Below are 25,894 nucleotides of genomic sequence, written 5' to 3'. Positions count from 1 at the left end.
TTCTTCAATAACTATCGTGTCCAATATCATTGACAAACTAACATAATTATTAATTTTTCATCACTGTGCTTTTATGGTGCAAACGAGGTTTTGCTCTTGACGTTTTCAACAAAAAGTGTTATAATTGTTATGTACACATTGGCAATAGCGATAATTATTGCCCTGAAAATTCAAGAAATTAAGTTGGAAAGGATAACTTGAATATGAAAAAAGTTTTGTTCGCTTCTTCGGAGTGTGTTCCGTTTATCAAGACAGGCGGTCTTGCTGACGTTGTCGGCTCTCTGCCTAAGTGCTTTGACAAGAGGTATTATGATGTCAGAGTAATTCTTCCTAAATATTCCTGCATGAAACAGCAGTGGAAAGACATGATGCAGTACAAAACGCATTTCTACATGGACTTTGCAGGTCAGAGCCAATATGTGGGCGTGCTTGAATGCGTTTATGATGGCGTTACGTTCTATTTTATCGACAACGAACATTATTTCACCGGTGACAAGCCTTACACTGAGCATCACTGGGATATAGAAAAGTTCATGTACTTTGACAGAGCTGTGCTTTCTGCTCTGCCTCTTCTTGATTTCCGTCCTGACGTTATACACTGTCACGACTGGCAGACGGGTCTTATACCTGTATATCTTCATGACAGCTTTGCAGGGGGAGATTTCTTCCGTGGCATAAAGACCGTTATGACTATACACAATCTGAAATTTCAGGGAAATGACGGCGTTGAGCAGTTCAAGAGGATATCAGGTCTGTCTGACTACTACTTCACTATCGACAAGCTGAGAACGGGCGTTGACGGAAATATGCTCAAGGGCGGTCTTGTTTATGCTGACGCTATCACAACTGTCAGCAACACATACGCAGAGGAGATAAAGACTCAGTTCTACGGCGAGGGTCTTGACGGACTTATGAGGGCAAGGGCTAACGATCTTCGTGGTATTGTAAATGGCATCGACTACGTTGATTACAACCCTGACACTGACAAGAACATTGTTGTAAGATACAATTACGACAACGTGCTTGAGAAGAAGATACACAACAAGAGAGCAATTCAGGCTGAGCTTGGTCTTGCGCAGGACGACAATCGCTTTATGATAGGCATTGTTAGCCGTTTGACAGATCAGAAGGGTTTTGACCTTATTGCATACATGATGGAAAGAATGTGCGAACAGGGCATACAGTTCGTTGTGCTTGGCACTGGCGAGCAGAAATATGAGGATATGTTCCGCTGGTTTGCAGGAAAGTATCCTGACAGAGTTTCGGCTAACATTTACTACAGTGAGGAAATGAGCCACCGTATTTACGCATCTGCTGACGCATTCCTTATGCCGTCCCTTTTCGAGCCATGCGGACTTTCACAGCTTATGTCACTGCGTTACGGCACGCTGCCTATCGTTCGTGAAACCGGCGGTTTGAGAGATACTGTTCAGCCGTTCAATCAGTTTGAGAGGACCGGCACTGGTTTCAGCTTTGCAAACTACAATGCACACGAGATGTACAACACTGTTATGTTCGCAAAGTACATATTTGATGACAGACGTGACGAATGGAACGGACTTATCAAATCTGCAATGGCACAGGATTTCTCATGGCAGGCTTCTGCTAACAAATATCAGGAAATGTATGACTGGCTTATCGGCTAAGATAGATACAAGAAAAGCTCCGCAGGAAAAATGCGGAGCTTTTCTTATATGATATGGTTTTGGTCAGGCGTATGATACGTTGGGAATCAGGCGAACGACCTCAGATCACCGCTACGGAAACAAACATAAAAAGCGGCACAGTTTAGGCTGCACCGCTTTTGTTTTGCATTTATCAGTCACCGAAAGCAACGCCCAGAGCCTTTGCGGTCTTGACGAGCTGGTGGTCGGCAGGTACGAATTTTGTTTTGCCTGCGACTTCTGAAAGTGGGTTTTCTGACACAACTTCATTTATCATTGCCACTGCATAGCCGTATTTATCGGCTGCGATAAGCTCTGCGGCATGGACGCCGAACTTTGTGGCGAGAACTCTATCGTAAGCTGACGGACTGCCGCCTCTAAGCATATGACCAGGCACGCAAACTCTTGTTTCTCTGCCTGTAAGCTCTTCGATCTGCTTTGCAATTCTAGGGGTAGCAGTTGTAAGACCCTGTTCTGCACGAAGTCTTGCTCTTTCCTTCTTTTTAAGCTTTGCTTCTTCTTTATCAAAAGCACCCTCAGCTACTGCCATTATAGAGAAGCCCTTTGACTCTCTCTTTTCGCAAGCCTCGGCAAGCTTTTCTATATCGTATGGTATCTCAGGGATCACTATTATATCTGCACCGCCTGCGATACCAGAATAGAGGGTGAGCCAGCCGGCTTTATTGCCCATTATTTCTGCAACGAGTATTCTTCCGTGGGAATTGGCTGTGGAATGAAGTCTGTCGATAACGTCTGTGGCGGTATCCACTGCGGTATGGAAGCCGAAGGTTACGCTTGTGCCCCAGATATCGTTGTCGATAGTTTTTGGCAGGCCGATAACGTTAAGTCCCTCGGTTGAAAGGAGGTTAGCGGTCTTATGAGTGCCGTTGCCGCCCAAGGTGAGCAGGCAATCGAGCTTCTGCTTTTTATAGGTTTCTTTCATAGCCTTTACTTTATCCACGTTATCTTCTTCGATGACCTGCATTTTCTTGAAAGGCGTTCTCTTTGTGCCGAAAATAGTTCCGCCTGTTGTAAGGATACCAGAAAAATCAGACTGCTTCATTTCCTTGCACATATTATTGATAAGCCCGTAATAGCCGTCCTCTATGCCGATTATCTGGACGTCTTCGCCAAACTTTTCATAGCAAGCCTTTGCAACGCCTCTGATAGTTGCATTAAGTCCCGGACAATCTCCTCCGCTTGTGAGTATGCCTATTCTTTTCTTCATTTTACCAAGTCCTTTCAATGAAATTCTATCATTATCAACGATATCAATACTTATCGCTTGTGCTGAAATCTTCTATATCGGCTTCGTCGGAAGGAGTGATATCCTGCTGAGTTTCCTCAGGGGTGGCCTCGCTTTCCGGCTCATCGTCAATATATGTGAACCTTGAAGTCTGATGCTCTTTCTTATCCTTTTCACTGTTCTCGCTAAGTTTGAAACGTGCTATCATATTCTTTAGTATGAGCGACTGGCTTGAAAGCTCTTCGCTTGCGGAAGCTGAACCGACTGCAGTCGAGGTATTGGCCGATACAACGGCTGATATCTGGTCTACTCCCGTATTTACCTGAACGATAGCTTCTGCCTGTGCCTCAGAAGCGTCTGAAATGTTCTTTACCAGATCCCTCATAGTATTTGAATTATTTACGATATTGTTCAGTGAATCAGCAGTTTCTTCGGCTATCTTAGAGCCCTTTGAAACAGCGGCAGACTGGTTTTCGATAAGTGAAGCGGTCTGCTTTGCGGCTTCGGCTGATCTTGATGCCAGACGTCTTACCTCGTCCGCTACCACGCCAAAGCCCTTTGAACCCTCTCTTGCGGCCTCTACGGCGGCGTTAAGGGCAAGGATATTTGTTTGGAATGCGATCTCGTCAATGACCTTGATTATCTTTGAGATCTCATCGGAAGCTGTATGGATAGCATTCATGGCATTTACCATGTTGCCCATATCGCTGTTGCAGTTGTCAACGGCTTCGGTATTTTTAAGTACGATATTATAAGCGTTCTTAGAGTCCTCAGAGTTTTGAGTTATCTGCTTTGAAACGTCGCTGAGGGTAGCGGAAAGCTCCTCGATCGCGGAAGCCTGCTGTGTAGAACCCTGTGATACAGACTGTGCGATATTTGACACCTGAACCGCTCCTGAGTTCACCTGCTCGGCTGACATATTGATAGAAGCAAAGGTATCAGACAGAGAGTCGAGTATCTCGTTAAACGTACTCTTTATCTTATAGAAGTCGCCCTTGAAAGTGCCTTCCATTCTGTGGCAAAGGTTGCCCTCGGATATCTGGGTAAGAGCCACTGTAATAAGGTTGATATACTGTCTGAGGCAGACGATAGTTTCTTCCAGAGAGTTTGAAAGGACGCCAAGCTCGTCCTTTGAATACCACACGTCAACAGGGTCGGTAAGGTTGCCCTGTGCGAGAGAACGAAGTCTGTTTGTGGTAGAAATGATAGGCTTTGTTATCCTCTTTGCAAAAAGCAGAGAGAACAGCACCGTCAGGCACATAAGCACAACGCCCATTACAATGATATTAGTAAGTGCGCTGGAGCTTGCAGTGGTGAAGTCGGCAACATTTGTAACCATGACGACAGTACCGTCAAAATATGACGAACCATAATAGCCCACGATATAATTGTTATCCTTAAATTTATATTCTGTTGTACCGCTATTATTTGCAAGTATTTTCTCAACGGCATTTGTCACTTCCGTATATTCTTCATCTTTCTTACCGATCTCAAGGGCATTTTTACCTATCTGATCTGTATCCTTATGAAGAAGGATCTCTCCGTCTTTACCAACAAGATAAACATAGCCGGATTTTCCGAAGGTATATTCATTAAGAGCATTGATAAGCATATCGCTCTGAATGGTAATACAAGCGACTTTTTGTTCTGTGTTGCCAGACTTTGTTGAAGCAAGTATAGAAAAATAATTCTTACCGCCAAAGGTATATATATCGGTTATATAAGCCGAGCTTCTTTCGCAAGTGCTTATGATGTGCTCCTTTTCAACTGATGATGATACCATTTCATTATCTGTTGCAAGCACAATACCGTTGCTGTCAAAAACTGTAAAATTCAGATAGAAGCCTGTGTTGTCTGCAAAGCCACTTTTTACCGCCTTTAGTCTGTCAGCGTCAGTTTTTGCCTCTAAAAAAGAATCAGACTTTACGGTCGAAACTATATTATTCGTATAAGAGCTGATCGTCGAGTCAAAATTCTTAGCCGCCTGAACAGCCAGTGGTTCAGCGGTGCTTTTGAGCGTATCCTTTGCTGAAACGTTTATAAAATACACGGAAACCAAGCTGAGCAGCACCGTGATGATAAGTGCGATTGAAAGCATTGCCAAAAGCAGCTTTGAACGCAACGTTTTCATATACAGTTCCCCCTTATGAACTTGTTTTTAACGCAGCACACAACACTGCGATATTACGTGTTTATTATATCATAATTGCACAATTATTTCAAGTACCACAAGCATATTTTTTGTGAACTTATGATGCAATTAATGATATGGAGGTGAATAAGAATAGGTAAAAAGGGGGTAAAAAAAATATGTACATAAGTCTGAGGATAAGAAAAAGGGTGATGCTTTGCGTTATAGCTGTACTTTCTATGCTGGCGGCAGTGGCTGTTATGCCGACCTTTGCAAAAGAAGAAAAAACAGATGGGATAAAGCTTCCGATCATAATGTATCACAGCATCGTAAAAAACGAAGATCGCAGCGGTGAATATGTCATAACGCCTATCGAGCTTGAAAAGGATCTGCTTTATCTGAAGCAGAACGGCTACACTACTGTTTTTGTAAATGACGTTATAAGATATGTGAAGCGTGGGGGCGAGCTGCCTGAGAAGCCTATTATACTGTCCTTTGATGACGGCACTTACAACTACAGAGAATATCTTCTGCCGCTTCTTGAAAAATACGATATGAAAGCCACTGTATCTATTGTAGGGGCTTACACTGACGCTGCCTGCGAGGAGGCTGAGCCTGATCCTGCTTACTCTTATCTTGACTGGCAGGACGTTTCGGTGCTTCGTGACAGCGGTCATGTGGAGATATGCAATCACTCTTACGATATGCACAATCTTGAAGGCAGGCGTGGAGTCGGTCAGCTGGAGGGGGAAAGCTATGAGGATTACCGAAAGGTATTTCTTAATGACACCACGAAGCTTCAAACGCTTTGCGATGAACACTGTGGTTTTCAGCCAAACGTTTACACCTATCCTTTCGGCATAACCTGCGAAAGTGCAAGTCGGCTCGTAAAGAACATGGGGTTTGAGGCTAGTCTTGGAGTAGAGGAAAAAATCAATATAATAAAAAAAGAAGATGAACACTGCCTTTTTGGTCTTTACAGATACAATCGCAGCGGGATCATCTCCACAGAAGAATTTATGGAAAAAGTTTTTGGAGCATAAAAAAAAGCAGCCCCTATTGGAGCCACTCTCTAAACTGAATCACCATCAGCATGTTTATATTATACTCTGGCAGATGTCGAAATTATACTTGTTTTTGTGTGATTTTTGTAAAAAAAATGTGTATTCGTGTAAGCAGAGTGAAAAATGCTGTCACAAGCAGCCAAAAGCACGTTGATACGCCACTTTTGGCTGTTTATCATCTCTTTACACAGAACTTATTTATCCTTTTTGCCGCCTTTGATCTTTCCTCTTATCCAGATAATTATTACGACAAGTGCAATAACAAGGACAATAAGGACGATAGCAAGGGCGGTATTGAGCATCTTTTTATACTGGTCCATAACATTTGCGTTTTTGGACACGGCAGATGAAGTATCGGAACCGTCTTTCTTTTGGGCGGTCTGGGTCTGCTGTTCATCTCCGCCTGCGGCTCTTATTATGGTGACAGTATAGGTGGCGGTATTGCCGTCAACGTCTGTGACGGTTATGGTTCGTACATTTTCGCCCACCTGACACTCGCTTGTGCCTGTATACCATATGTAATCAGAGGGGCTTGCTGTTGTTCCCTCTATCTCAACATTGGTAACGGAATTGTCAACGTTCACTGTATAGTTATAGACATTATAGGCAAAGGCAGGAGAAAGCTCGCCGTTATCCACTGTCAGAGCTGTAAGAACGCCTTTATCGGGTATGCCGTTTGAAGGGGCTGTCTTAGTGGTAGTGGTGGTGGTCTTTTCGGTGGTGGTCGTGGTTTCTGTTTCGGTCTTGGTTTCCACCTTATCGCTTCCAACTGTTATGACACAATAGGCGGTAGGAGAGCCGATAAGCTCTGAATCAGGGGAATATATCTGACAGCTTTGCAGGCTTATATTTGCATTTCCTGCTGACAGACCTTTGAACGTAAAGCTGAAATCCACTTCTGAAGAGGGGGTATCAGGAAATCCGTTTACTGTAAGAACTCCTCCGCCGCCTGAGGCGTTGTCGCTGGACACAAATTCTATAACGGAATCGTCATAGGCGATATTTGCCTGAACGCTTCCTATCTCTGAATCTGCAGAAAATGTCACGGACACTTCAAACTGCTGATCGGTCATGACGGGGTTTTTAGGCGGATAGAAGAAAGCCTCCCCTGTTGCATGGGCAGTGAGAGCCGTCATTGGAACTGCAAGTGCGGCTGTCAAGAGCGATGAGAATATTCTTTTTACAAGCTTTGTTTTTGTGATCATTGCTATCCCTCCCGATAACATGGATAATTATTTGGTATAAACTTTGGCTATATCAGACCACTGTCCGAAATAGGTCTTGCCTCCTGTGGCTGTATAGCTTCTCACACGGACGAAATATGTCTTTTGGCTTTTAAGATCTGTTACGGTTTTTTTGTCGGTCTTATTTGAGGTCACCTTAACTGTCTTTGCACCGCTGAAAGATATATTTTCAGCATAGGATATCACATAGCCTGTAGCAGAGCCTTTCTGTGCATAGTCTATATAAAAGCCTTTTTTCACCGGCATGAGCTTTTGTATGGTCTGCCTTGCAGGGGTGATGACAAAAGACTTCGTTATCACTCCGCCATACGAGCCTTTTCCTGTTACTGTTACCTTAGCTGTGCCTATATTCTTATTGGCGGAATATTTCACTGTATAGTCTGTGCCGTTTTTAAGGGTCTTGCCAGAATATGTGACTGTTATGCTTTGGGTGATGTTCTTGCCTGTGAAAGACTTGTTTTTTATGCCTGCTACCTTAGCTTTGGCAATATCATATTTTGCGGTGGTCACGCTCTTTGTATCAGACCATGCGCCGTTATAACGCTTGCCGCCGACTATTGTATACGAACGCACTCTTACATAATATTTCTTCCCTGTCGTCAGGTTTGAAACTGTCTTTTTATCCGTTTTGTTTGAGGATATAATAGAGGTTTTTGCACCTGCGAAGTCAGAGCGTGTACTGTATTGCAGTTCATATCCTGTGGCTGAGCCTTTCTGAGCAAAGTCGATAAAAAAGCCTTTATATCTTGTTTGCAGAGATTGTATCTCCTGTTTTGCAGGATAAATGGTAAAAGTTTTTGTTATCGTACCCTGATAGTTGCCCATGAAGCTTATGATCATTTTTCCAACGCCTATTTTTGTATTTGAGCTATAGGAAACAGTATAATCATGTTCAGGAAGAAGAAATTTTCCTCCGTCTGTTACCATAACGTCAGGTATTATGGGCTTGCCTGTATAGGAGAGCGTATCAACATAATAGACGCTTGTCAATTGGGCGGACTTTGGAAGAATGTCAAATGCTTTGGCTATAGTGCCGCTGTATCCGCCAATGCCTGTTATTATCATTTTGCCCTTGCCTGCGGCTATATTATCGGCATAGTCAATGGTATAGTCTTTATTATTTGTCAAAGTGGTATCGCCATAGGAAAGCGTTATACTGCTTTGAGCAAGCTCATAGCCTGTGAATGTCATATGTGTTTTAAAGCCTGATATATCGCAGTCTTTTATAAGCTTTCTGTCGGTATAGACCGCCTGCACTGTCATATTGGCTGTAACTTTTGAAAAGTCTTTATCCCAGCCTGCAAAGCGTTTGCCTTTTATGATCGGTGCTTTGGGCGGATCGGCACTTTTGCCGTATTCTATGGTCTGAGATGACAAAACTGTGCCGTTTATATCGGTGAAATCGACATTGCAGGTATTGACTTTCCAGCCTGCATAAAGCGTCTTTGAGCCGTCTGAAAAGCTCACGGACGTTATAGGCTCGCTCTCAAGCTGTGAGTCGGCATACCAGCCTGTGAACTGTGCGCCCTCTTTTGTGGGGGCGGAAAGCTGTGCGGTTTCGCCCTCGCCAAGCTCATCAGGGTTGAGGGGGCTGTTTTCGCCACCGTTAAGGATATAATCTATCTTTGCTTTGTCACTTGGGGTGACTTTTGCGGAAACTGTGGTGTTTTCTGTGAAAACTGTGTCGCTGTTCACAGGTTCGCCTTTACGATACCAGCCGAGAGTGTAGCCCTGCTGAACGTTCACATTCGGAAACACGGCTTTGCCTGCATAGTCGGTGCAGACTTCTATGGTCTGTGCCACAGCGGAGAATGTTATCTTATGGGAAGCCTGCTCGCTATATGAGGTCTGGCGCACAAGAGTTCCGTCCATTGTCCACTTTGCGCTGTCTTTGAACTTTTCACCGTAGGTGTTCATTGCATATGCCCCTTGAGAAAGTGCATTTTTTGCAGAAAGGCTTGAAACCAGGCTGTCGCTGTCATTGCTGTAACAGCCGTATGCGTTCACAACGGAAACGGCAATATCCCTGCCTCCTATAAAGGCATTTGTAATGGCGGAGCTGTTTTCCTTTAGGTTTGAAGAACACTCTGTTATGATACCGCAGGATTGTCTTCCTATGACGCCTCCTGAATAGACTTCTCCTGACACGGTGCCGTCAAAGGTGCAGGCTTTTATGGCTGTTCCTTGATAAAAGCCCACTACTCCACCTGCGTAATCGCCTTTCACTATACAGTTTTTCAGGGAAATGTTATTTATCTCTGCACCATTTTTTATGTATGCAAAAAGCCCTGAATACTCCCCTGAGGAGATAACTGCGTTTTTTATAAGGTGTCCGTTGCCGTCAAAATAGCCCATGAATGGGTTTTCAGAATCGCCTACGGGTGAGATAGTTTTCCCGTCAAAGTCAAGGTCGCCTTCAAGGGTGACTAGCTTGCCCTCAAAGCTTTCGCCACTGCTGACACGCTTTGCAAAGCTTTCCCACTGGGCTTCTGTGGTTATAACAAGGGCTTCGTCCTGTTCTTCTGCGGCGGAAATAAGGAGCTTTTGTGCGTTTGAGATATCATTTTTAGAAGCGTTCTCGTCTGCAAGCACCGTTTGGGCGTTGTTTGCTTCCCTTTCACAGCCTGCAAAGGTGCCGTACTTCGCAAGGGTGCTTTCAAGTGAACTTTTATCGGGCTTTGCAGTATCGTCAGTGTAAGCATAGATAAAAAGGCTTCCTATGGAGTCGGTCTTATCTGCTCCAACGTCAGACCAATATTTGCCATTAAGGGAAACATAGCTCTGCCCCGACTGTGCCTTTGATGTTCGGTCGCTTTCTGCAAGGAGATATCCCCTGCCGCTGTCGCCGCTGAATTTCACTGAAATGGAATATTTCTCGCCCTCTTTAAGGAGGATATCCTCGGGAAAGTCAACTGTATAAAAGCCGTTTGCGGACACCGAGCCGCTTATCTGCGTTTCAAGGACGCCTATAGGGTCGCTGTCGGAAACGTCGGTATAGACGCTTAGGGTGTAATCCGCACTGCCCGTTTTGCCCACATACATAAAGCCTGCTTTATCAAGCTTTTCATCGGCTTTAGCGGTGAAAACATTTGCACCGTAAACAGAGCCGTCGTTGCTGGCGTTCACAACATAGCCTGTCATTTTGCTGTAGTGATATGTATTATCACAGCTTTCTTCAAAGTCATAACAGCAAAACTGTCCGAACTCGGCTTCGTCATAGGACACCCAATAGAAGCCGTCATTGTCCTGATCTGCGCCCCACGAGCCTTTCACAAGCCATGCGCCGTTATTGGCAGGCTTATATTTGAAATTATCCTTACTGTAGTTATCGTCCCAGCCCACCACTGTGACGGAATGATTTATGATAGTGTTTTTTGAGGCGTCGGGATCATAGTAGGCAGTATTGTTATGATTCATATAGCCATTTCCTGCAAAATAGCTTGCGGAAACTGCTCCAAGCTCCATTATTTTACGCTTCACCTGCGTGGTGCTTGAAAGCTCCATGACATAATTCAGCCTGTATTCGCTGACGCTTTTCTTATTTTCGGAAACTATCATATTCTCTGTGCCGAATTCTAAAAACGGCTCGAAATCCTCATAGCATAGTCCCTGACCATTTGCAAGGGCGGAAGCTGCGAAGAGCCAGTTTCCCCCTGATGAGAAATCGTCTTTACCTGTGGCTGTGCCTGAATTTGAGGAAAGCACCAAGGCAGGCACGGAAAATTCTGCGGAGGGGTTTTCAAGCCCCTTTTTGATAAGATCCTGCTCTGCGCAGGCAAGGGCTGAGAACGCCCAGCAAGCACCTGTTGAAGCCTGATCTTTTACTGTTGTGATCTCTCCTGAGCTTCTTGGGTCATAGGTGGATGGGAGCTTTCGGGCGGATAGTCTTGCAGGGGACTTTATCTGATAGTCACCGTCTGTGCTTTTGGTCACGCCCTCTATCTCATAGCTATAGCCGTTATGGGTAAAGTTTACGGGAACGACTTTTATGCCGTTATCCTCGTTGGCAAGTGCAAAAGTCTGCGCCGAAAGCTGAAAAGCCAAGAGCAAAGCTGTCAAAAGCCCTGCCGCACCTTTCATTCTTCTCATTTTCCGCCCTCCTGTTTATCTCAGGTTATGGTTATCTTTCTTGTATACTCGTTTGAAATACATCTGCCGTATGTCGCTGTTTCTCTAAGTCTTACTGCGTTCTTTTCAAGGAAAGCAACACGCTTTGCATAATCGGAGATATCCTCAAGCTTTTTCAGCGAGGTATCATACTCAAGAGTTCTGTTCTCAGCCTGTGCAAGTATGCGTGTGCCTGTGCGGTTAAAGGCAAGGATCCTGCCGTATGGCACTTGTCTGATATCGTCCTTTCTGATGCCGAGAACAAGGTGCAGGACCATTCTTCTTACTCTTGCCATGGTGATATTCTTTGACTTTATACGCTGTTCAAAGATATCCATAGTTTCAGGGCAGGAGCTTACGACAGACATAAATCTGTTGGCAAGGTGTTCGTCGCAGTCAGGGAGGGCAAGAAAATCTTCTCTTGAAGCAGTACAAAGCTTGAAAAGCATTTCTCTGCCTGCCTGCCGGGTAAAGGACGGCTTGCAGCCCTCAAAATCATATGGAACAAATCTCTGCCACTCGCCTCCCTCTTTTATAAGCTCTCTTATATGAGAAGCCGAAGCGAAATTACCGGACTCTGCCTGAGAATCATGTGCGACAGCCTCACGCTTTACAGCATAAGGCACTAGCCATGGGGCTATACGCTTTGCCGCCTTTATATACTCCACTGCAAGAACGTTATTGGGTGTGGAGAATATCTCCTCGGCGGTTCTGCCATAAAGACCTATGGAGGCTTCATACATAGCCTGCGGGTAGGTCTTTCCCTGAGATAAAAGCTCTCTGACCTGCTGTGAATTTTCAAGCATTGCGGATATTTCAGCCGCCTGTTCAAGGGCGTTCCTGTCACCGCTTTCACAGCCGAAAGACAAGGTCGTTACCACGTCCTCCCCAAGACCTGCAAGAAGCCTTACTGCACTTCTTGCAAAGACCTCACTGTTTGAGCATGAGAACGGGCATGGCAGTTCTATAACAAGGTCTGCACCGTTTCTTATCGCCGCCTGCGCTCTGTCATATTTTGAGAAAACAGCCGCTGAGCCACGCTGCACGCAATCGCCGCTCATTACTGCGACGATACCCTCTGCGCCAGCCTGTCTTGTGGCTTGTATCTGATATTTGTGTCCGTTATGGAACGGATTATATTCCGCAACTATTCCCGCAATTTTCATTTTTTACTCCTCTTTCTACCCTATGCTTATTTTATTCCGTCTTTCAAAAGCTTACTGCGAATTATGATACTAATATGTTAAGCCCTAGTAAAAAAATTGTGCAATATGTATATTTATGAAAAAAGCTCTTGAAATTTATCATTAATATTGATATACTATAAGTATATGATATTATGGGCTTAAAGTCAAGCCCGTTATCTGACATATTATAATCGGGAGGAGATTTTTTCCAATGAAAATCTTAGTTGTAAACGCAGGTTCATCATCACTTAAATATCAGCTTCTGGATATGAAGGACGAGTCTGTTATCGCAAAGGGCAACTGCGACCGTATCGGTATCGACGGTCATGTGAGCGCAAAGACAGGCGACGGCAGACACATCGAGGAGGATTGCAATTTCCCTACTCACACTGAGGCTTTTGAAAAGCTCGTTGAGGTACTCACATCAGGCGAAACAAAGGTCATCGACTCTATGTCTGAGATATCAGCCGTTGGTCACAGAATAGTTCAGGGTGCTGAGATATTCAAGGAGACCTGCCTTGTAACAGACGAAGTTATCGACCAGATCGATTCACTGGCTGAGCTTGCACCTGTACATAACCACCCACACGCTCTTGCACTGAGAGCCTGCAAGGCAGTTATCCCAGCAGGCACACCACAGGTAGTCGTATTCGACACTGCTTTCCACTCAACAATGCCAAGAAAGGCTTATCTCTACGGTCTGCCATATGAGTGCTACACTGATCTTCATGTAAGAAAATACGGCTTCCACGGAACATCACACAGATTTGTTTCAGGCGAGCTTGCAAGAGTAATGGGCAAGCCTATCGAGGATCTTAAGATAGTTTCATGCCACCTTGGCAACGGCTCATCTATCACAGCTATCAACGGCGGCAAGTCTGTTGACACATCAATGGGCTTCACTCCTCTTGACGGTCTTGTAATGGGCACACGCTGCGGTTCTGTTGACCCTTCTGCTGTTGACTATGTTGAGAAGAAAATGGGCTTCACACCTGACCAGATGACAGAATACATGAACAAGAAGTCAGGATTCCTTGGTCTTTCTGGTATCGGCTCTGACAACAGAGATATTCAGGCTGCTGCAAGCGAGGGCAATGAGAGAGCGCTTATCGTAAGCGAGATATTTGCTTATCAGATCAAGAAGTTCATAGGCTCATACGCTGCTGCAATGAACGGTCTTGACGCTGTTATCTTCACAGGCGGTATCGGTGAGAACGCACCTGAGGTAAGAGCGGCTGCTTGCTCAAATCTCGATATCCTCGGTATCCACATTGACGCTGAGAAGAATCTCTGCCGTGGAATACTCAAGGAGATCTCCACTGACGAGTCTAAGACAAAGGTTTACGTTATCCCAACAAACGAAGAGCTTCTCATTGCAAGAGATACTCTGGCACTTGTTACAAAGTAATATTTCAGATAACATTAAGGACGGCTTTCTTATGAGAGCCGTCCTTTTTTTGCGCATAAAAAGGCACAGGAGAGGTTTTCCTGTGCCTTGATTTGTTTGAATGTACGATATTGGCTATATACGTTTTCCAAACACCATTGTATCAGGTCTTAACGCCTGAGAACTGCGTCTGATAAAGTCTGTAGTAACAGCCCTTGGCGGCGATAAGCTCCTCATGGCTACCCTGCTCTGCAACACGTCCACCGTCGATAACGACTATCTTATCGGCGTCACGAATAGTGGAAAGTCGGTGAGCGATGATAAGGGAGGTTCTGTTTTTCATAAGAGCCACCATTGCGGACTGAATGTGCATCTCAGTTCTGGTATCAACCGAGGAAGTGGCTTCGTCAAGAATAAGTATTTTCGGGTCGGCAAGCACTGCTCTTGCTATGGAGAGAAGCTGACGCTGACCTTGTGAAAGGTTTGAGCCGCCCTCGGCAAGCACTGTGTCGTAACCCTCGGAAAGTCTTTCTATAAACTCGTCTGCGTTCGCAAACTTTGCCGCCGCCTTTATTTCATCAAGGGTGGCGTTTTCTCTGCCGTAGCGGATATTCTCCTCTATGGTGTCCTTAAAAAGCACTGTATCCTGCAAAACTATGGCTATGGAACGTCTGAGCTTGTCTTTCGGGATATCGTAAATGCTCTGACCGTCTATGGTTATCTCACCGCTGTCAACGGGATAAAATCTTGTGAGAAGATTTACTATGGTGGTCTTGCCTGAGCCTGTTGCACCGACTATGGCTATTTTCTGACCTGCTTTTACTTCAAGATCAAGGTCTTTCAGCACCTGCTTTTCAGGAACATACGAGAAGTCGATATGCTTGAAGTCGATATCGCCTTTGACGTTTTCCACCTCAAAGTCAGCCTTGCCCTCGTCAGTTTCCTTATCAGCGTCCATGACCTCAAAGATACGCTCTGCACCTGCTATTGCAGTCTGGATATTTGCAAACTGATTTGCAATCTCATTGATAGGACGTGAGAACTGTTTTGAATAGAGTATAAAAGCCTGAATAGTTCCCACTGTTATAAAGCCTTTTATTGCGAACCAGCCGCCAAATGCAGCGATAAGGATAAAGCCGAAATTGGATATTAAGTTCATGCAAGGACCCATTACACCACCGAATATCTGAGCTTTTATGCCACATTTTTTCAGATTGTTGCTCATTTTCTCGAACTTGTCAACAGCGTCCTGCTCTTTGCCATAGGAAACCACAGTTCTATAACCAACGACCATTTCTTCCACTTCGCCGTTTATCTCGCCAAGAAGCACCTGCTGTTTGATGAAGTATTTCTTCATATACTTTGTGAGAACGCCTGAAACGAATATGGTAAGGAACACTGTAGACAGTGAGATAAGGGTAAGAAGCGGTGAATACAGAAGCATTATGACAACTGTTCCCACAATTGTAAGCACGCCTGAGATGAGCGAGCCTATAGACTGAGAGATAGTTGTGGAGATATTCTCGACGTCGTTTGTCATACGGCTCATTATATCGCCATGACTGTGGGTATCGAGATATTTTATAGGAAGTCTTACAAGGCTTGAGAACAAGTCTTTACGCATGGTCTTTACTGTGTACTGTGAAAGCTTTGCAGAGAATATTCCCTGCATATAGGTGAAAACAGAGGACAGGAGATAAACTGCCCCAAGACCTATGAGCGTTTTGCCAAGCGCACCAAAGTCAACGCTTGTTTTCTTTTTGGTGAGAGTAATGCAGTCTATAGCTATCTGCTGTATTGACGGTGCGGCAAGATTGAGCAGAGTTATACTGAGCATTACACCGATAAGAGCGAAAAACAGATATCTGTTCCTGCCTATATAGCCTATAAGCTTTTTAAGGGTGTTCTTTGCGTCCTTAGGCTTTTCCATTGTGAGCCTTGCACCGTGAGGTCCGCCCGGTTTTCTTCCGCCGGGTCCCATTGGAGGCATTGGAGGCATTACACTTCACCTCCTGACGTTTTTACCTGTGAAGCGTAGATATCCTGATATACCTCGCAGGTCTTTAGCAGATTTTCATGAGTATCGCAGGCACAAAGCTTGCCGTGGTCAAGGACGGCTATCCTGTCGCATGATTTTACGCTCTGGATACGCTGTGCGATTATGATAAGGGTAGTGCCGTTCATTTTGCGGTCTATCTCGGCACGGAGCTTTGCTTCTGTGCCAAGGTCGAGGGCGGAGGTGGAATCATCAAGAATGAGTATCTCAGGTTTTTTAAGTACCGCTCTTGAGATAGAAAGTCTTTGCTTCTGACCGCCTGACAGTGAAGCACCCTTTTCTGCTATCATGCCCTCATAGCCTGCAGGTATTTTCTGAATGAACTCGTCAGCCTGAGCTGCCTGTGCGGCGGAGATGACCTCCTCATGGGCAGCGTTTTTGTCACCCCACTTTATGTTGTCCTCAACTGAGCCTGAGAAAAGCTCGCTCTTTTGCAGGACTATGCCAACTTTCTTTCTAAGCTCGTCAAGCTTGCAGTCCTTGACGTTTACGCCGTCAACAAGGACTTCTCCTGCTGTGCAGTCATAAAATCTTGGGATAAGGTTCACAAGGGAGGATTTTCCCGAACCAGTTGCACCTAGTATGGCGACGCTCTCGCCTGACTTTATATCAAGGGTAAGGTCTGAGATAACAGGTCTGCCCTTGGTTTCAGGATAGGAGAATGAAACGTTTTTAAAGCTCACTGTGCCGCCTGTTTTATCTGAAAGGGAAACGCTACCGCTTTTTATAACAGGGTCAGTTTCGAGGACTTCTCTCAATCTGTTTGCAGATGCGGAAGCCTTTGCAAGAGTCTGGAACATCATTGACATCATCATTACACCCTGCAGTACCTGCGTAAGATATGTAATAGCCGCCATGACCTCACCGACCTTCATAGCTTGTGCCTGCACCTGCCAGCCGCCTATAACTATAACGGCAATAACAGACAGATTGAGTATTATCATAAGAAGCGGCTGAAGGATAGCCATAAGGGTCTGAACACGGAGGTTTGATTCCATAAGGCTTATATTTGCATCGTCAAAACGCTTTTCTTCTGTATCCTCTCTCACATAGGCTTTTACTACTCTTGCGCCTGTGACGTTCTCCTGAACCACAGAGTTTACGGTGTCAAGACGTTTTGCAACGATAGAATAGTATGGGTTTGCCTTTCTGAGAATTATTATCATCATGATTATCTCAACAGGCAAGGCACATAGGATTATTATTCCAAAGCGAACATTCAGAGTGAGCATCATGATTATTCCGCCGAAGAACAGCAGGCTGTCACGCACCAACATTCTCAGCATGAAGTCCACCATTTGCTGAATGGCGGTTATATCCGCTGTAAGACGTGTTACCAATGAGCCTGTTGTGAACTTGTCGGTCTGTTCAAATGAAAGCCCCATGACACGTTTAAAAACGTCCACACGCAGATCTCGTGAAAAGCTTTGGGAAGCTATCCCACCGAATGCAGAAGCCGCAATTCCGCAAGCTCCGCCGCCTATAAGAACAAGGAGCATGAGAAGTCCCGTTCTTATGATAAGATCCATATCCTGACCCAGCACGCCATCGTCAACTATTTTTGACATAAGCTTTGGCTGGAGAAGGTCGCCCAGCACTTCTCCCACCATGGATAGAGGTGTCAGCACCGCAAACAGTGCATAGGGCTTCAAGTATTTGCTTAGTTTTACTTTCAAAGCAGTTCCTCCTAAAATTTTATTTCAGGCTACTTATACGCAGGATAGCTTGATATGTACATTTGCAAAGCACAAGCATTGCGTGTTTATAAACATCAAATTTTCCATGCCGGCAACATAGTGTCACAGCCCTAATTGTGCATTATCTCAAGCTCCTCGGACAGCTCCTGCGCTGTCATTTTTCTGCTGAGGGAGGCTTTGTCTATCATTATGGTAACAGGCTCTTTTCCGTGGATATCGAACCAGTTGTCAGAGAAAACGCAATCTGCGGTTTTTAGGCTGAGGCAGACGCTTTTGGCGTAATTCTCAGCACAGAATGTCAGGGCGAATTTATCCTCGCTTTCTGATATGCCGTAGGTTATCTTTGGCTCAAGGAAGGTAAATTCTTTCGGGCGCACAAAGAGGGTTGTGCCAAAGCTCAACACCTTGCCGTTTTCCATAATGGAATATTCCAGATATTTTTCACGAGGGTCGGTACGGTTTTTAAGCTCGTCTGAAAGGTCGATAGTAAGGACGTTTTGTGCGGTAAGAGCCGGAACGTTCACGTATTTTTCTCCACTTTGCAGAATTTCAGCTTTATTGTTTCTAAGCGTCCATCTTACTATGCCCTCAAAGGCTGTCATGCGTTCGTTGGATATGTTAAGGACAGGCTTTTTTCTATGGGTATCGTCGCAGGAGATAAGGCATGGAGCGTAAAAACGCTTTGCATAATAATGCAGACCTTTCCACCTGCCAAAATAGTCGATACTTGACCATGAGATAACAGGGTTTGAATCGTTCACCTGCCAATAGGCAGAGCCCATACATCTGCCTCTTGCTCTTCTCATATGCTCAACATTCGAGCGTATGCAATCCGCCTGAACGAGCTGTGAGGAATAGATGAGCTTTTTGAAATCATATGGATATCTTACCATTTGAGCGAGATAGTACATTATCTTCTCGTTGCCCTGAACGCACTTCTGATGTGCCGCCATAACCGGTGAGCAAAGGTCAAAGTCGCCCTTGGTTTCGCCGGCAAAGGCACGGCAGGTCTTTATATCAGGCAGGCTTTCAAAGCCATATTCTGAGCAGAAGCGGTAATAAAACTCTCTGAACGCTTCGATAGGCTTGAAGTTGTGCCAAACGTCCCAATAGTGCATATCCCCTGCATGGTTTGAGGAAGCGTCCTTGAAGCCTCCCCCTGATGAAGGTGATGACGGCCAATAGAAGGTGTTTTCGCATGGGTCATAGGCTTTAAGCACCTGTGGGATAATATCCTCAAAAATGATAAGATAGTCACGCTTTGCTTCCTCGTCCTCGGGGAGACCCCAATATTCCCATGCGGATTCTATCTCGTTGTTGCCGCACCACAGACCAAGGGACGGGTGGTTTCTCAGGCGGATAACATTATCACGAACTTCCCCACGGACAGTTTCTTCAAACTCCTCTGTGAGCAGATATGCAGAGCAGGCGAACATAAAGTCCTGCCATACTATGATACCATTCTCGTCGCAGTAGTCATAGAAATACTCGTCAGGATAATAACCGCCTCCCCACACTCTTATAAAGTTATAGTTTGCGGCCTTGCAGTCTGCAAGGAGCTTTCTTGTTTTCTCCTCGTTACAGCGTGTGACTATCTGGTCTTCGGGGATATAGTTTGCGCCCATGGCAAATATCTTCACGCCGTTGTTTATGAAACAAAATTCCTCGCCCCACTGATCTTTTTCACGGCTGACAGTTAAAGTTCTAAGACCTATGCGCTGTGTATTTTTATCTGTGCAAGCGTCGTTTTCATCATACAAAGTCACGGCACAGCTATAGAGTGGCTGTTCGCCATAGCCGTTCACCCACCAAAGCTGAGGGTCGTTTATCACAAGCTCTGTTTCATAATATTCTGAACTTTTCTCTAGGCTTATGTCGGATTTTGCGGCGATATTGCCCTGCGGGTCGGATATTTCCACCATAGCTTTTTTACAGCCGTGGTTTTCTATATGCAAAAGGGCTTTCAAAGTCACTTTGTTATCGGTGTGCTTTTGGCTGTAGTAAACGTCAAGTATACGCCCTGCATCTGGGACGATAAGGGATACACTGCGCCATATTCCCATGTCAGGGAGCATTGGACCCCAATCCCAGCCGAACATACAATGGGCTTTTCTTATATGTGTATAGCCTGTCATGGTGGAGTCAACGCCCCAAAGGTGACGTTTTTCGTCCATTTCTTTTATGTATCTGTTTGGCGAGGTTATTTTCACTGTGAGAGTGTTGTCCCCCTCTTTGATAATACCATGGACAGGAAACTCCCACACTCTGTGCATATTGTTCACTCTGCCGAGGTGAATGCCGTTGAGACAGACGTTTGCTATGGTATCAATGCCGTCAAAGTGCAGGACAGTATGCTCGCACTCCACTGCGGCCTTGTCTGCGGTGAATGTAGTTTCAAAATCGTAATCATCATCACATATCTGTGTTGAGATATACTCGTTCTCACGATAATATGGGTCGGGTATCTTTTTATAGTCAAGCAGGGTCTTATATACAGAGCATGGCACTTTGCAGTCAAAGCTCTCCTGCGAGCCTGCTTTTTTCATTTTCCAGTTATCGTTAAGGCTTACTGTTATACTCATTATTTTTCTCCTTATTTATCATGAACGCAGAAAAGGTTTGTTTCCCATGCGGGGTAGTATCTTTCCTGACGGATATAGAATTTGTATCCTTTGCAAAGGCTGTTTATATACAGAGGCAGGGTGATGTAATCATATGGTCTGTGATACAACGCACTGCATATTTTGGGAGCATAGCGTGAAATGGTATATTCACTGCCTTTGATAGCTTCTAAGTCTGCTCCCTCAACGTCATATTTTATATAGGTACATTTTTTGCCTGCAAGAACGCTGTCCAGACTTCTTGCACGAACCTTTTTTCCTGCGGTATCTACTCTGCCCTGTCTGCCTGCGCCACCTGCAAAATAAAGCTCGGTATCAATGCTCCATGCGGCGGCATTGTAAAGGCTTATATTATCATAGGCTTTTAGATTTTTCAGGCATTTCTGAAAGTTTTTTCTCTCAGGTTCGAGGGCATATATTCTCTCATACTTTCCCCCTGTGCGTGAGATAAGCTCTGCGGCAGTGTCGCCTGTGTATGCTCCCAAGTCGCAGTATATCTCGTTTTCTCCAAGGGGAAGTATCTCGGTTATCTTGTCCTTATCCGTAAATATCTCACGGAGATAAGAAAGCTTGCCTGTTATCTTGAACGCTGTCAGCTTTTCAAAGGTAAGCTTTGAAATATCATCATCAAAAAGGCGGTAAGCTTTTTCAGCCTGAGAATACATTGAAAGAAGCTTTTCCTTGCTGAAATTTTCATCGCCTGCAACGCACATTTCCGGCACTATGACCTCGCAGCTCTTTTCAATATTGTCGATACGCTCCATTATCTCAGGCAGGCTCGTGCCAAAGCCAAGCACAACTGTGATATTCCCAAACTGCGCTTGCACCTGTGAGAAAGTCTGCACCTTAAACCCTCTGAAGCTTTGTCCACGGACAAAATCGTCGCTTGCAAAAACACCTGTGCATTTTATGCCAAGTCTATCAAATTCATCAAGAAGCTTTTCCGCTCCATCGCCCATGCCGTATATGAATATGGGCTTTTCACAGGTCTTGAGCCTGTCCCACGAGCTTTCAAGGGACTGAAAATACTCTTTTGAAAACATTCACACTTTCCTCTCCAAAAAAGGCTCTCACAGAAAGATCTGCGAAAGCCCCTTATTCTTATAGAACTTTATATGATATCGTCATGGATATCAAAATCATCATGATCATGGCAATGACCGCCGTCACCGCCGACCATATCTCTGCCCCTTACACGGTATCTATCACGATTTATATTGATATACTTATCAAGCTGTGCAAGCACATCTCTTGGTGCTTTTATGGACTTGACTTCCTTAACAGGCGTATCAACGTCTTTGACATTCATTACTATTGTGCCACAGCCGAACATTCTTTGTCCGAACGGCAGGACAAGCTTTTTGTCGATGACCCTATAAAGGTCAATCTCGTCTTCCTCTATGCTGAGAAAACCCTTGCGTGTTATAAACTTATCTTCTGTGAGAAAATATCTTGTAAATGATACAGGCAGACCAAAAATCGTTCTTTTCTTATCTGTCCAAATGTAATTGATAACGTCTTTTTTCATAAAACGACGTCGCCTCCCTCAACATGATCTATAATTTTTTACAAAGACATCATTGAAAACTGGTGGCACAAAAAAGCTGCTGACCATGTTTTTTGCAATGATCCTCCCGTATATTTTACCACGCAATAAAGCTTTTGTCAAGAAATTATATTTTGTAAAAGCCATGTAAAAATACCGTTCACTTATATATTTCTATATTATTTCGCAAATATTAACAAATATAAAATCATACATTTATCTTAATATTTTATTAATCATATAGCAATCTTTGCTGGCGTTTTCGACTTTTTTCTACATAGAATAAGCTTTCATAACAATGTAAAGTTGATGTAAAATATAGTGAATTGTCAATTTATTCATATAATATATTGATTTAAACGACACAAAAGCATATTTTCTCTGTGCTAATTACAATATTTGCACAATTATCTCAATCGAAATTTAGTCATAACCGACATTTGTTTATTTACTATGTATAGATTGTTGCGTGTTTCTTAAAACATAGTACAAAAAGCAAGAAAATTAAGTAAAAAACTTGAAATTATACCGTAAAAATGTTATACTGCAAGTGTAGTATAAAGTTAAAAAATAAAAAAATTGGAGGAAGAATTAAAATGTGTAAAAAAGACGTGATCAAAATCCTTGTCGGAAGCCTCAATCAGACTGGCATGAAGGTGGCAGACTATCTGAAAAAACAGGGGTACAGTGTTGCTCAGTCAGACTACAATCCACTGGAGATACAGCTTGAGGCACTTAAAAGCAAGCCTGATTTTCTGATAATTTCAGAAATAACGGAGTTTCCCTACGAGCTGTGCAAAAATCTCAAAGGGGCTTGTCCTAAGCTGAAAATAATCATGCTTTCCGGCAGAAAAACCAACAATGGAAACAATGGACTTGCAAAATATGCAGACAGGATAATAAAAAGTCCTCTAAGCTGTGCGGATATCAAAAACGCACTCAGAGCGCTTCAGTGTCCTGACGATTCTGCAGATCCGAACATCACAATAACACGAAGCACTGACGAGTGGTACACCAATGGCGACATACAATCTGCTATATCCACCGTGATGAAGAGATTGTGCATAACTCCAAATTATAACGGCTATGGCTACATCAAAGAGGCAATAAAAATGGCTCTTACGACAGACAAAGCCAACAGACGTGTTACAAAGGTCATTTATCCAGAGATAGCGGCGGCACATGGAGTAACCACAGTAAGCGTTGAAAGAAACATGCGCACCGCCATAAGGATCGGTTGGGAAAAGGCTCAGGACAAAGACAAAGCCGAGATATTCGGTAATTTCGCCATAAGACCTGACCACTACCCCACTAACAGCGAATTTATTTTCGTTGCCGCCGAATACATAAACAGCAAATATCCAGCGGAAAAGGCATTATCAGCCACCGCTGAACATACTAGCGAAAGTAATTTATTTATCTGACAAGAAGAAAGCCGTTATGCCCACAGGCACAGCGGCTTTTTTCTATATAAACGAAACGTCCTGCAGTAAATGACAACGGGCTGCCCTGCGGACGCAGATCTTCGGCTGCGTCACCCACTGTCATACGATCACTGCAGACGCTCCGTTATCTCATTTTATGCCGACATGGTTTTTATGACACAAAAAAGCGTACCGAAAAATCGGTACGCTCAGTGTTTAAGTAAAAGCCGCCTTGCCGTCGCACAGCCGATAAACCCGCTATAAAAGCAGGGTGGGTAAAACAGCCTGAAAGCTTCACGCTCCCTTCGTCCGTTTCCGAAACGGCAAATGCGGTTTCGTTCGGGAGGTCTGCAATCCATTTCCAGAGTCTGAATCCCTTTTTAGAAGTGTTGGATTTATAATAACTGTGCTTGTTCGCACAAGGCAGGAAACTTTTTCTGTTATTTAGTATATCACAACATATCCATAATATCAATAGGTAATTTCAGCAAATCAAAGTACATAAAATTGTACATTTTACATATTGACAAGCCTATATGCTGAGATATTTTTCTTATGACAGGTGGTCGTGATCGTGACAACCGCAGCCACAGCCGCAATCATCGTCTTCGTCCTCATCGTCAAACTCGAACATTTCATCGATACGCTCCATGAACATCTGACCGATCTTCTCATACTCGTCATCATCTTCGATAGAAGCAAGTATCTCGTCATTGTTCTCGTCATACTCAGCCTTGAGTATCACAACGTCGCCTGAATCTTCAAGGGCTTCGTCACCGTTCTCATAATAAGGAGTGAGAGCATAATACTTCTCGTCACCATATTCCATTGCGTCCAACAGCTCAAAAGTCTGCTTATTACCATTTTCGTCCTCCAGCTCGTAGAGGTCCGGCAGAAACTCGTTATCCATAATTATCCTCCTAACATGATCTTGTGCGGTATATCGGCACTTTCTGAGTGGGATATATCGAAAAAATCAGAACAGAAAGACTGTTTCTGACCACCGCAACACTTTAATTATACTACACTGCAAAATCAAAGTCAAGCGCATTTTGTAAAAGTAATATTAAATATAAAATATACAAAAAAGTTGAGAAAAACTATTGACAAGTGCTAAAAGATGTGGTATAGTATAGTCAAGGAAAAACAAAGAGCCAAACAAAAGCAGACAACAGGGTTCGCTGAAACGGTCAACGGTCTGACGATACAGTAACGATTTCAGAGGGCACGGCAAAGCAAAGTGAGGCGAGAGGTTTTCCTTATATATCACAGGCAGATCGGTGGACACAGCATATACCCGACACTAGGTACACTACAGTTCAGCAGGCGGGCAGGCTCATCGGATACCTAATAAGATATGAAAGGAGCGAGTCCAATGGACGCATCAGAGATCCAGGAGAGTATCCATAGGCTCGGCAATTTCTTAAAGTAAAAAAGGATCAAGACGCAGACGAATGAGCTGACAGGAATCCAGACATATATGATTTACACAGGAAGAAATTGCAGAGCCTCATGGATTAATCACAGCACAGAGTTACTGCAATTTAAGGATACTCTCAAATTTACAATTGAATATTTTGCAACTTTTATATAAGGAGTGATCGACATGATCGGTTACAGAAGGTTTGCAAATAAAATTTAGACAGGAGTGTTTCCAATGCACAATTTCAGCTTTTCAGAGGTAAAGAAATAAACTGAAAGAGTGATTCCAATGTAAAATTTAGCTTCTGAACATAAAAAGCTCAAAGAGCTATAAAAATCAAATAAATTTCGAGGAGTGGTGCATATGAAAATGCACAAAAGGAACTTGAACATGAAATAGAATGGAGTGAGTCCGCCAAGAAATTTACGAGCTTAATGCTCTTACCGATTTGATTTACTGACTAAGATTTTTCTAAAGATCATATAAAATACTGAAGGAGTGGTGCGTTATGAAAATGCACTCAAGGCTTTTGAACATCTGATATTTGGAGGTGAATCCGCCAGTTACTTCAGCAAGGCTTATCTGATATGGTAAGCATAAGATCTTGAAATTATGCGAAAGGCGATAATTCCAATGGAAATGTAATAAATTTCATTGACAATAAATTTCACGAAAGGTGTTAAGTCCGATGGCACGTTAAGTTTTATCCACTGAGGCATAACTTAATATTTTGAAAGGAAATAAATCCAATGGAAAGGTAATTTGCACTTAGAGATTATTTTTACCGAAAGGAAATAGATCCAATGGAATAGCTTATATTATGCGGACAGAATTTTACTGAAAGGCGTGAGTCCAAAGTACAATTTAGCATGAGTTTACGACTAGAATTTTCAGAAGGGCGTAATACCAATGGCATAATCAATATGAACGTACATACTTAACTATGTGGTGTATCCAGATATCACATAGTTAAGTTTTTTGTGTAAGGGGTGGGACGTCGAGGACGTCGTCCCCTACAACGTATCAAGAATAAATAAAGCACCCTGCGGTCTGAAATGCTCCCCTTTTGTTAGACAATGTGGTATAATAGAAATATA

General features: G+C 43.8%; 15 protein-coding genes. 4 read left to right on the top strand and 11 right to left on the bottom strand.

Annotated elements, in window-relative coordinates; translation table 11 throughout:
* Window positions 1-203: 203 nt before the first annotated feature.
* Entirely contained in the window at window positions 204-1,646 is a 1,443-nt protein-coding gene (gene glgA / locus DW015_RS11395; protein WP_022286605.1) for a glycogen synthase GlgA, read from the top strand.
* 172 nt (window positions 1,647-1,818) lie between these two features.
* On the opposite strand, the gene DW015_RS11390 is transcribed toward glgA, so the two are convergent.
* Window positions 1,819-2,892, bottom strand: a complete 1,074-nt coding sequence (locus DW015_RS11390) for an ATP-dependent 6-phosphofructokinase (RefSeq protein WP_117858469.1) — start codon at window positions 2,890-2,892, stop codon at window positions 1,819-1,821.
* Window positions 2,893-2,935: 43 nt separating this feature from the next.
* Entirely contained in the window at window positions 2,936-5,041 is a 2,106-nt protein-coding gene (locus DW015_RS11385) for a methyl-accepting chemotaxis protein (RefSeq protein ID WP_117905701.1), read from the bottom strand.
* A gap of 179 nt (window positions 5,042-5,220) precedes the next feature.
* Between DW015_RS11385 and DW015_RS11380 the strand changes: the two genes are divergently transcribed.
* Window positions 5,221-6,084 carry a polysaccharide deacetylase family protein gene (locus DW015_RS11380; protein ID WP_117905700.1) on the top strand — a complete coding sequence of 288 codons (864 nt, stop codon included), beginning with the start codon at window positions 5,221-5,223 and terminating at the stop codon, window positions 6,082-6,084.
* A 215-nt stretch (window positions 6,085-6,299) separates the two neighbouring features.
* Here DW015_RS11380 and DW015_RS11375 read toward each other — a convergent pair whose 3' ends face one another.
* From DW015_RS11375 to DW015_RS11365, 3 genes are read right to left on the bottom strand one after another with little or no spacing between them, the layout of a single operon-like run.
* Window positions 6,300-7,310: a cadherin-like beta sandwich domain-containing protein gene (locus DW015_RS11375; protein WP_181979913.1), complete on the bottom strand. Its 1,011-nt coding sequence runs from the start codon at window positions 7,308-7,310 to the stop codon at window positions 6,300-6,302.
* Window positions 7,311-7,337: 27 nt separating this feature from the next.
* Window positions 7,338-11,438: a lectin like domain-containing protein gene (locus DW015_RS11370; RefSeq protein ID WP_117905698.1), complete on the bottom strand. Its 4,101-nt coding sequence runs from the start codon at window positions 11,436-11,438 to the stop codon at window positions 7,338-7,340.
* Between the two features lie 20 nt (window positions 11,439-11,458).
* Window positions 11,459-12,622 (bottom strand): nucleotidyltransferase family protein, encoded by a 1,164-nt coding sequence (locus tag DW015_RS11365; RefSeq protein WP_117905697.1) that lies wholly within the window; start codon window positions 12,620-12,622, stop codon window positions 11,459-11,461.
* 232 nt (window positions 12,623-12,854) lie between these two features.
* Between DW015_RS11365 and DW015_RS11360 the strand changes: the two genes are divergently transcribed.
* On the top strand, window positions 12,855-14,051 hold the full coding sequence (locus DW015_RS11360) for an acetate kinase (RefSeq protein WP_117905696.1): 1,197 nt from the start codon (window positions 12,855-12,857) through the stop codon (window positions 14,049-14,051).
* 142 nt (window positions 14,052-14,193) lie between these two features.
* Here DW015_RS11360 and DW015_RS11355 read toward each other — a convergent pair whose 3' ends face one another.
* The 5 genes from DW015_RS11355 to DW015_RS11335 form a co-directional block, all read right to left on the bottom strand.
* Window positions 14,194-16,029, bottom strand: a complete 1,836-nt coding sequence (locus DW015_RS11355; protein WP_117905695.1) for an ABC transporter ATP-binding protein — start codon at window positions 16,027-16,029, stop codon at window positions 14,194-14,196.
* Window positions 16,029-17,762, bottom strand: coding sequence for an ABC transporter ATP-binding protein (locus tag DW015_RS11350; RefSeq protein ID WP_278306220.1), 1,734 nt, complete (start codon window positions 17,760-17,762; stop codon window positions 16,029-16,031). The genes DW015_RS11355 and DW015_RS11350 overlap by 1 nt, the downstream gene beginning before the upstream one ends.
* A 131-nt stretch (window positions 17,763-17,893) precedes the next feature.
* Complete coding sequence (locus tag DW015_RS11345; protein ID WP_117905694.1) at window positions 17,894-20,365, bottom strand: glycoside hydrolase family 2 protein; 2,472 nt, start codon at window positions 20,363-20,365, stop codon at window positions 17,894-17,896.
* An 11-nt stretch (window positions 20,366-20,376) separates the two neighbouring features.
* Complete coding sequence (locus tag DW015_RS11340) at window positions 20,377-21,447, bottom strand: FkbM family methyltransferase (RefSeq protein ID WP_117905693.1); 1,071 nt, start codon at window positions 21,445-21,447, stop codon at window positions 20,377-20,379.
* A gap of 68 nt (window positions 21,448-21,515) precedes the next feature.
* Window positions 21,516-21,932: a PH domain-containing protein gene (locus tag DW015_RS11335; RefSeq protein ID WP_117905692.1), complete on the bottom strand. Its 417-nt coding sequence runs from the start codon at window positions 21,930-21,932 to the stop codon at window positions 21,516-21,518.
* Window positions 21,933-22,546: 614 nt separating this feature from the next.
* Between DW015_RS11335 and DW015_RS11330 the strand changes: the two genes are divergently transcribed.
* Window positions 22,547-23,374 (top strand): sporulation initiation factor Spo0A C-terminal domain-containing protein, encoded by an 828-nt coding sequence (locus DW015_RS11330; RefSeq protein WP_181979912.1) that lies wholly within the window; start codon window positions 22,547-22,549, stop codon window positions 23,372-23,374.
* 553 nt (window positions 23,375-23,927) lie between these two features.
* On the opposite strand, the gene DW015_RS11325 is transcribed toward DW015_RS11330, so the two are convergent.
* Window positions 23,928-24,284 carry a DUF1292 domain-containing protein gene (locus tag DW015_RS11325; protein WP_022286619.1) on the bottom strand — a complete coding sequence of 119 codons (357 nt, stop codon included), beginning with the start codon at window positions 24,282-24,284 and terminating at the stop codon, window positions 23,928-23,930.
* Between the last annotated feature and the right edge of the window lie 1,610 nt (window positions 24,285-25,894).

Source organism: Ruminococcus sp. AF37-20 (genome assembly GCF_003460465.1).
GTDB lineage: Bacteria > Bacillota > Clostridia > Oscillospirales > Ruminococcaceae > Hominimerdicola > Hominimerdicola aceti.
The sequence above is the reverse complement of the archived record's forward strand: the minus strand, read 5'-3'. Positions and strand labels throughout refer to the sequence as shown.

Coding starts and splice junctions, on each gene's coding strand:
- glgA (WP_022286605.1), top strand. CDS start 204: ATGAAAAAAGTTTTGTTCGCTTCTTCGGAGTGTGTTCCGTTTATCAAG.
- DW015_RS11390 (WP_117858469.1), bottom strand. CDS start 2,892: ATGAAGAAAAGAATAGGCATACTCACAAGCGGAGGAGATTGTCCGGGA.
- DW015_RS11385 (WP_117905701.1), bottom strand. CDS start 5,041: ATGAAAACGTTGCGTTCAAAGCTGCTTTTGGCAATGCTTTCAATCGCA.
- DW015_RS11380 (WP_117905700.1), top strand. CDS start 5,221: ATGTACATAAGTCTGAGGATAAGAAAAAGGGTGATGCTTTGCGTTATA.
- DW015_RS11375 (WP_181979913.1), bottom strand. CDS start 7,310: ATGATCACAAAAACAAAGCTTGTAAAAAGAATATTCTCATCGCTCTTG.
- DW015_RS11370 (WP_117905698.1), bottom strand. CDS start 11,438: ATGAGAAGAATGAAAGGTGCGGCAGGGCTTTTGACAGCTTTGCTCTTG.
- DW015_RS11365 (WP_117905697.1), bottom strand. CDS start 12,622: ATGAAAATTGCGGGAATAGTTGCGGAATATAATCCGTTCCATAACGGA.
- DW015_RS11360 (WP_117905696.1), top strand. CDS start 12,855: ATGAAAATCTTAGTTGTAAACGCAGGTTCATCATCACTTAAATATCAG.
- DW015_RS11355 (WP_117905695.1), bottom strand. CDS start 16,029: ATGCCTCCAATGCCTCCAATGGGACCCGGCGGAAGAAAACCGGGCGGA.
- DW015_RS11345 (WP_117905694.1), bottom strand. CDS start 20,365: ATGAGTATAACAGTAAGCCTTAACGATAACTGGAAAATGAAAAAAGCA.
- DW015_RS11340 (WP_117905693.1), bottom strand. CDS start 21,447: ATGTTTTCAAAAGAGTATTTTCAGTCCCTTGAAAGCTCGTGGGACAGG.
- DW015_RS11335 (WP_117905692.1), bottom strand. CDS start 21,932: ATGAAAAAAGACGTTATCAATTACATTTGGACAGATAAGAAAAGAACG.
- DW015_RS11330 (WP_181979912.1), top strand. CDS start 22,547: ATGTGTAAAAAAGACGTGATCAAAATCCTTGTCGGAAGCCTCAATCAG.
- DW015_RS11325 (WP_022286619.1), bottom strand. CDS start 24,284: ATGGATAACGAGTTTCTGCCGGACCTCTACGAGCTGGAGGACGAAAAT.